Source organism: Flavobacterium procerum (genome assembly GCF_042431625.1).
In the GTDB taxonomy this organism is placed as follows: domain Bacteria; phylum Bacteroidota; class Bacteroidia; order Flavobacteriales; family Flavobacteriaceae; genus Flavobacterium; species Flavobacterium procerum.
Map to the genome: position 1 here is coordinate 21,929 of NZ_JBHLYW010000010.1, position 6,516 is coordinate 28,444.

Here is a 6,516-nt window from a genome sequence, read left to right on the forward strand (position 1 = left end):
TTTTTTTATATAAATCAAATGTCCTTTCAGACCCAAAAGCTCATTTCTACTACAAAATAGCTTAATAAAAACTAATATTTGTTGAACTTTCAACCTTGCTTTAAACCATTTCTAACGACACAAAATACAAATTAATTAACTACTTTAATTCCACTCGCTAAAAAACGAATTTCTTCTTTCGGAACCTTAATAGCATCTATTTCAGCTTTTGATTTTTTAGCATCTTTAGCATAATGCTTCAACTCATCAACAGAGGTGATTTTCTTCTCTGCTATTCCCTCCAAAACTACATTTTTGCCTTTTAATGCAGTCGGAACAAAAAAAGCATAATCTTTCATTTTAACAAAAAACGAAGTCCCCTCCTCCGTCTTAATAGTTACCCAGCATCCTCTTTTTGGACAAACACCTGTAACCTCTCCTTTTACAGCAACATTTTCGGCTTTATTTTTGCTTTTTAACTCGCTCTCTAGCTCTTTAACAGAAACAGCTTTATCAACTACTATACTAGAGATATCAGCCCCATAAAAATCACCTGTAAGCGCATTGCCATGAGGTGGCACAGGTTTTTCTACCGCTTCCTGAGCAAAAGAAAGTGTTGAAAAACTTATAAACAAAACGAATGAGAAAATCGCTAATTTCATATTTCAATAGTATTAAAATTAATTAGTACAAAAATAACACTAAATATCGAAATAACTCTAAACATATTCCCATTAACAATACCAACAAAAAAGTCCCAATTTTCATTGGGACTTTTTATATAGTTTCGAAATATTATTTCAATTTCTTTTTAATCGCTACTTCATGGTAAGCTTCAATCACATCGCTAATTTCGATATCATTAAAACCTTTGATCTGAATACCGCAATCGTAACCTTTAGTCACTTCTTTAACATCATCTTTGAATCGTTTTAAAGCAACAAGCTCACCTGTATGAACCACAACTCCATCTCTAATAACTCTAATCTTAGAAGTTCTCAATATTTTACCATCAGTCACCATACATCCAGCAATTGAACCCACTTTAGAAATTTTGAAAATCTCACGAATTTCAGCCGTTCCTAAAACTTCTTCTTGCATCTCTGGAGCAAGCATTCCTTCCATTGCATCTTTCAAGTCATCGATAGCTGCATAGATAATAGAATAGTAACGGATATCAATTTCTTCTTTATCCGCAAGTTGTCTAGCGCTTCCAACTGGACGAACGTTAAATCCAATAATAATCGCATCAGATGCAGAAGCCAACATTACATCAGTTTCTGTAATTGCACCAACTCCTTTATGGATGATATTGATTTGTATTTGTTCTGTAGACAATTTAGAGAATGAATCTGACAACGCTTCAACAGATCCGTCAACATCACCTTTAAGGATAATATTCAATTCTTTAAACTGACCAAGAGCAATACGACGACCAATCTCAATAAGCGTAATATGCCTTTGTGTACGAACTGATTGTTCACGCATTAATTGAGAACGTTTTGATGCAATTTGTTTTGCTTCTTTTTCGTCTTCAAAAACGTTAAACTTATCACCCGCAGTTGCAGCACCATCTAAACCTAAGACCGAAACTGGAGTCGAAGGACCTGCTTCTAAAACAACATGTCCTCTTTCATCATGCATCGCCTTAACTTTACCATGATGTTTTCCGGCAAGCATATAATCTCCGATTTTCAAAGTACCTTGTTGTACTAAAATTGTTGATACATATCCTTTACCTTTATCAAGGAACGCCTCTACAACAGTTCCCTGAGCTGCCTTATTTGGATTTGCTTTCAGATCTAAAATCTCAGCTTCTAATAAAACTTTTTCCAATAACTCTTTAACACCTGTTCCGACTTTTGCAGAAATATCATGTGACTGAATTTTTCCACCCCAATCTTCAACAAGTAAATTCATACCCGCCAAACGTTCTTTGATTTTCTCAACATTCGCATTTGGCTTATCAATTTTATTGATTGCAAATATAATCGGAACTCCCGCAGCCTGTGCGTGAGAAATCGCCTCTTTTGTTTGTGGCATGATATCATCATCCGCCGCCACAACAATAATTGCGATATCGGTAACCTGAGCTCCACGTGCACGCATCGCGGTAAACGCCTCGTGACCTGGAGTATCTAAGAACGCTATCTTTTGTCCGTTATCTAAAGTAACCCCATAAGCTCCAATGTGTTGTGTGATACCTCCCGACTCTCCAGCAATAACATTTTCTTTACGAATATAATCCAGTAAAGATGTCTTACCGTGATCGACGTGACCCATTACCGTAACAATCGGCGCTCTAGTTACCAAATCTTCTTCTTTATCTTCAACAACCTCAATCGCTTCTTCGATATCTACCGTAATAAACTCAACATCGTAACCAAATTCATCAGCTACAATAGTTAATGTTTCAGCATCTAGACGCTGATTCATTGTTACCATGATACCAAGAGACATACAAGTTCCAATTACTTTGGTAATAGGCACATCCATCATGATCGCAACTTCACCCACAGTAACGAATTCTGTAACTTTAATAGTTTTACTTCCTTCGTCAAGAGCTCTTTGCTCGTCATCAGATTTCTGACGATGCGTTTCTCTTTTATCTCTTCTGTATTTTGCCGCTTTAGATTTACCGCCTTTACCTTGAAGTTTTTCAAGCGTTTCTCTAATTTGGTTTTTTACTTCTTCTTCAGTCGGCTCAACTTTAGCAGCAACTGCAGGACGGTTTCCTTTTACAAAACCAGGTCTTGCGCTTCTGTTAGCATTATAACCGCCTCCGGAATTTTGATTGTTTTTATTTTGATTTGGAGTACCTTGTGCATTGCCTGTTGCTGGTTTTACAGCTCCCGGCGTACCTGGTTTAGGAGCAATTCTTTTGCGTTTATTTTTATTCGCATTGTTTCCTGCTCCTGGAACTCCTGGCTTATTTTGTGCCGCTTTTGGATCTTCTTTCTTTTTCTTAGGCTTATTGAATTGAGACAAATCAATTGTCTGCCCCGTAAGAGTAGTTCCAGTCAGCTTTTGATATTGAGTAGTAATAGTCTCCTCAGATGTTGTCGGGTCCAATGAGATTATTGGCTCCTGAGCTGTTTTTGAAACATCTGACTTAACTTCATTCTTTTCGGTAATAACTTTTTCAGGTTTTTTCTCTTCAGAAGTTTCTTTAACTGGGACTTCAGGCTGTACATTTACAGGCTGAACCGGCTTTTCTACTGGAGCTTGAACCGTTTTTGGCTCTTCTGACTTAACAGGCTCCTCTGGCTGAACTGCCGTTGCGACAGGTTTCTTCGGATTTAAATCAATTTTCCCAACTTGTACAGGACCACTTACAACGGCTCTTGCTTTTATAACCTCCTGTTGTTTCTGACGCTCTTCTTCCTGTCTGCGTTTGTCTTCGATTTCTTTTTCACGCTCAACACGCAACGCTTCTTTTTCTTTTCTTTTTTCTTCTCCAACCTCTTTAGAAGCTTCCTTATTACCCTTATCGCCCGCAAATTGGCTTTGTAGAATATTAAATTCAGCATCAGAAATTTTAGCGTTTGGATTTGCATCAATAGCAATTCCCTTATCTTTCAGATAATCAACAGCTCTTTCTAATGAAATATTTAATTCCCTTAAAACCTTGTTTATTCTTATTACTCTCTCTTCAGACATATAACCTTTTTATTATTACCTTTTTCGTTGTGTTGTTGAGCCGATGCAAAAGCCTGAGCTTAATTATCAAACTCTTCTTTTAGTATCTTCATCACATCTAGAATTGTTTCTTCTTCTAAATCTGTTCTTCTTACTAAATCTTCTACTTCCTGTCTTAAAATACTTTTTGCTGTATCAAGACCAATTTTAGCAAACTCTTCAATTACCCACTCTTCAATTTCATCTGAAAACTCTGTTAATTCAACATCATCTTCATCTGCAACTGTACCGGCAACATCTCCTTCACGAATAACATCTAATTCGTAACCCGTAAGCTGGCCTGCTAATTTAATATTATGACCTCCTCTACCAATCGCTTTAGAAACTTCTTCTAATTTCAAGAATACTTCAGCTCTTTTATTGTCTTCATCGATTTTGATTGAAGATACTTTTGCAGGGCTTAATGCTCTTGTAATAAACAATTGAATATTGTTTGTATAATTAATAACGTCAATATTTTCGTTTCCTAATTCACGAACAATTCCGTGAATACGAGACCCTTTCATACCTACACATGCTCCTACTGGATCAATTCTGTCATCATAAGAATCTACGGCTACTTTTGCTTTTTCACCTGGAATACGAACTACATTTTTAACTGTAATCAATCCGTCGAAAACCTCTGGAATTTCTTGTTCAAATAATTTCTCCAAGAACTTTTCTGAAGTTCTAGACATGATAATTTGAGGTTTATTTCCTTTTAATTCAACGCTTTCAATGATTCCGCGAACATTATCCCCTTTACGGAAAAAATCAGACGGAATTTGTTTTTCTTTCGGAAGCACAATCTCGTTTCCTTCATCATCAACCAAAATAACTACTCTAGGACGTACGTGGTGTACTTCTGCTGTATAAATATCACCGATAATATCCTTAAATTGCTTGTAAAGATTAGTATTATCGTGTTCGTGAATTTTAGATATAAGATTCTGACGAAGCGCTAAGATAGCTCTTCTTCCTAAATCAATCAACTTTACTTCTTCAGAAACCTCTTCACCAATTTCAAAATCCGCTTCAATTTTTCTTGCTTCAGTCAATGTAATTTCCTCATTTTCAAAATCAAGATCCTCATCGGCAACAATTACTCTTCTTCTCCAAATTTCCATATCTCCTTTGTCAGGATTAATAATGATATCGAAATTTTCATCTGAACCATATTTTTTCTTTAATGCATTTCTAAATACGTCCTCTAAAATTGCCATAAGCGTTACACGATCAATAAGTTTGTTATCTTTAAACTCTGAGAATGAATCGATTAATGCTAAATTTTCCATGCGAATTTTTTAATTAAAATTAAAATGTTACCGTAACAACTGCCTCTTTAATTTCTGTGTAAGCTATTTGTTGTTCTTTTTGAACTGTTTCTTTTCCTTTTCCTACTTTTTTCGGTTCTCTTGCTTTCCAAGACAAAATTATGAAAACATCGTTAGCTTCAATCAATTCTGCTTCGATTTTTTCTGTATTTGTGGTAACAATCAATGTTCTACCAATATTTTTCTTGTATTGTCTTACCATTTTTAGAGGTGTCCCTACTCCAACCGACGCCACTTCAAGCGAAAAATCCTGCTCTTCACGATCCAGGTTGTTTTCGACTGCACGACTTACATCAATACAATCCTGAAGTTGCACTCCATTATCTCCATCTAAGCCAACACTAATTTTAAAAGAATCCGAAACAGCCAAATCAACCAAAAAGATTGATGGTTTTTCCAGAAGAGCTTCCGTAATTAATCCGTTTACTTTTTCTTTAAATGTCATAATTTTATAAAAAGAGGGGACACTTAGTCCCCTCATTATTTAGATTTTATTAAATAACTGTGCAAATATAGTGATTTTTTTATAAATCAAATAAATAGATTGCTCTAAAAATATTTCTTATCTTTATATTACGTCAAAATTATGCATTAACCCAATCAACTTAACCTAAAAAAGATGAAACGAATTTTAGTCCCTACTGATTTTTCTGCTCATGCCGAAAACGCCTTAAAAGTCGCGGCGCAGGTTGCAAAAAAGAACAATTCTGAAATTATTCTTCTGCACATGCTCGAACTTCCGCATCAAATGAATGATGCCATTACAAGTGGCGCAAGCATTCCCGAAACGATGCTCTTTATGAAAAAAGCAAACGAAACACTAGATGAAATTTCAAACAGAAATTATCTTGACGGAATCGAAATTACCGAAATCGTTAAGATGGATAAACCTATTCACGGAATTACACAAGTAAGCAAAGAATACGAAATTGACCTTATTGTAATGGGGTCTCACGGAGCTTCTGGAATAGAAGAATTACTGATTGGCTCTAATACCGAAAAAGTAGTTCGAAATTCTGAAATCCCAGTATTGGTAATCAAAAAAGAAAATCCCGACTTCTCTGCTTCTGAAATCGTGTTTGCTTCTGATCTTTCTGAAGAAGCCTACCTTCCTTTTGAAAAACTATTAAAATTCGCAAAACTATTTGACTCAAAATTACACTTAGTAACCATCTGCACGCCAAACAGCTTTAAGCCAACTCATGAGATTGAGAAAATAACGAAATCATTTATTTCAAAATTCGATTTTTCTAATCTCGAAACACATATTTACAACGATACTAATATCGAGAACGGAATTATCAATTTTTCCAACAGCATCAATGCAGATGTGATTTCGATGTGCACTCATGGAAGAACTGGTTTCGCACACTTCTTTAACGGAAGCATAAGCGAAGGACTGGTAAATCATGCTATAAAACCAGTGCTTACTTTTAAAGTATAACAAATAACCTCTAAAACTTCAAAAGCCTTTCTTTCGGAAGGCTTTTTATTTAAAAAAAAAAAAAAAAAAAAAAAAAACGAG

The 6,516-nt window shown here is 35.4% G+C and carries 5 protein-coding genes; 1 reads left to right on the plus strand and 4 read right to left on the minus strand.

Going from position 1 to position 6,516, the window contains the following annotated elements:
- Positions 1-131: 131 nt before the first annotated feature.
- The 4 genes from ACFFLS_RS14505 to rimP all read right to left on the minus strand — a co-directional run bounded on the left by ACFFLS_RS14505 (position 132) and on the right by rimP (position 5,436).
- On the minus strand, positions 132-641 hold the full coding sequence (locus tag ACFFLS_RS14505; protein WP_379684779.1) for a DUF4920 domain-containing protein: 510 nt from the start codon (positions 639-641) through the stop codon (positions 132-134).
- 133 nt (positions 642-774) lie between these two features.
- The gene (gene infB / locus ACFFLS_RS14510; protein WP_379684777.1) at positions 775-3,639 is read right to left on the minus strand and encodes a translation initiation factor IF-2; all 2,865 of its coding nucleotides are present in this window, start codon (positions 3,637-3,639) and stop codon (positions 775-777) included.
- A gap of 59 nt (positions 3,640-3,698) precedes the next feature.
- A complete protein-coding gene (gene nusA / locus ACFFLS_RS14515; protein WP_379684776.1) occupies positions 3,699-4,952 on the minus strand; it encodes a transcription termination factor NusA in 1,254 nt (417 codons plus the stop codon).
- A gap of 19 nt (positions 4,953-4,971) precedes the next feature.
- On the minus strand, positions 4,972-5,436 hold the full coding sequence (rimP, locus tag ACFFLS_RS14520) for a ribosome assembly cofactor RimP (protein WP_379684775.1): 465 nt from the start codon (positions 5,434-5,436) through the stop codon (positions 4,972-4,974).
- 174 nt (positions 5,437-5,610) lie between these two features.
- On the opposite strand from rimP, the gene ACFFLS_RS14525 reads away from it, so the two are divergent.
- Entirely contained in the window at positions 5,611-6,435 is an 825-nt protein-coding gene (locus ACFFLS_RS14525) for a universal stress protein (RefSeq protein WP_379684774.1), read from the plus strand.
- The last annotated feature ends 81 nt before the right edge of the window (positions 6,436-6,516 follow it).

Coding starts and splice junctions, on each gene's coding strand:
- ACFFLS_RS14505 (WP_379684779.1), bottom strand. CDS start 641: ATGAAATTAGCGATTTTCTCATTCGTTTTGTTTATAAGTTTTTCAACA.
- infB (WP_379684777.1), bottom strand. CDS start 3,639: ATGTCTGAAGAGAGAGTAATAAGAATAAACAAGGTTTTAAGGGAATTA.
- nusA (WP_379684776.1), bottom strand. CDS start 4,952: ATGGAAAATTTAGCATTAATCGATTCATTCTCAGAGTTTAAAGATAAC.
- rimP (WP_379684775.1), bottom strand. CDS start 5,436: ATGACATTTAAAGAAAAAGTAAACGGATTAATTACGGAAGCTCTTCTG.
- ACFFLS_RS14525 (WP_379684774.1), top strand. CDS start 5,611: ATGAAACGAATTTTAGTCCCTACTGATTTTTCTGCTCATGCCGAAAAC.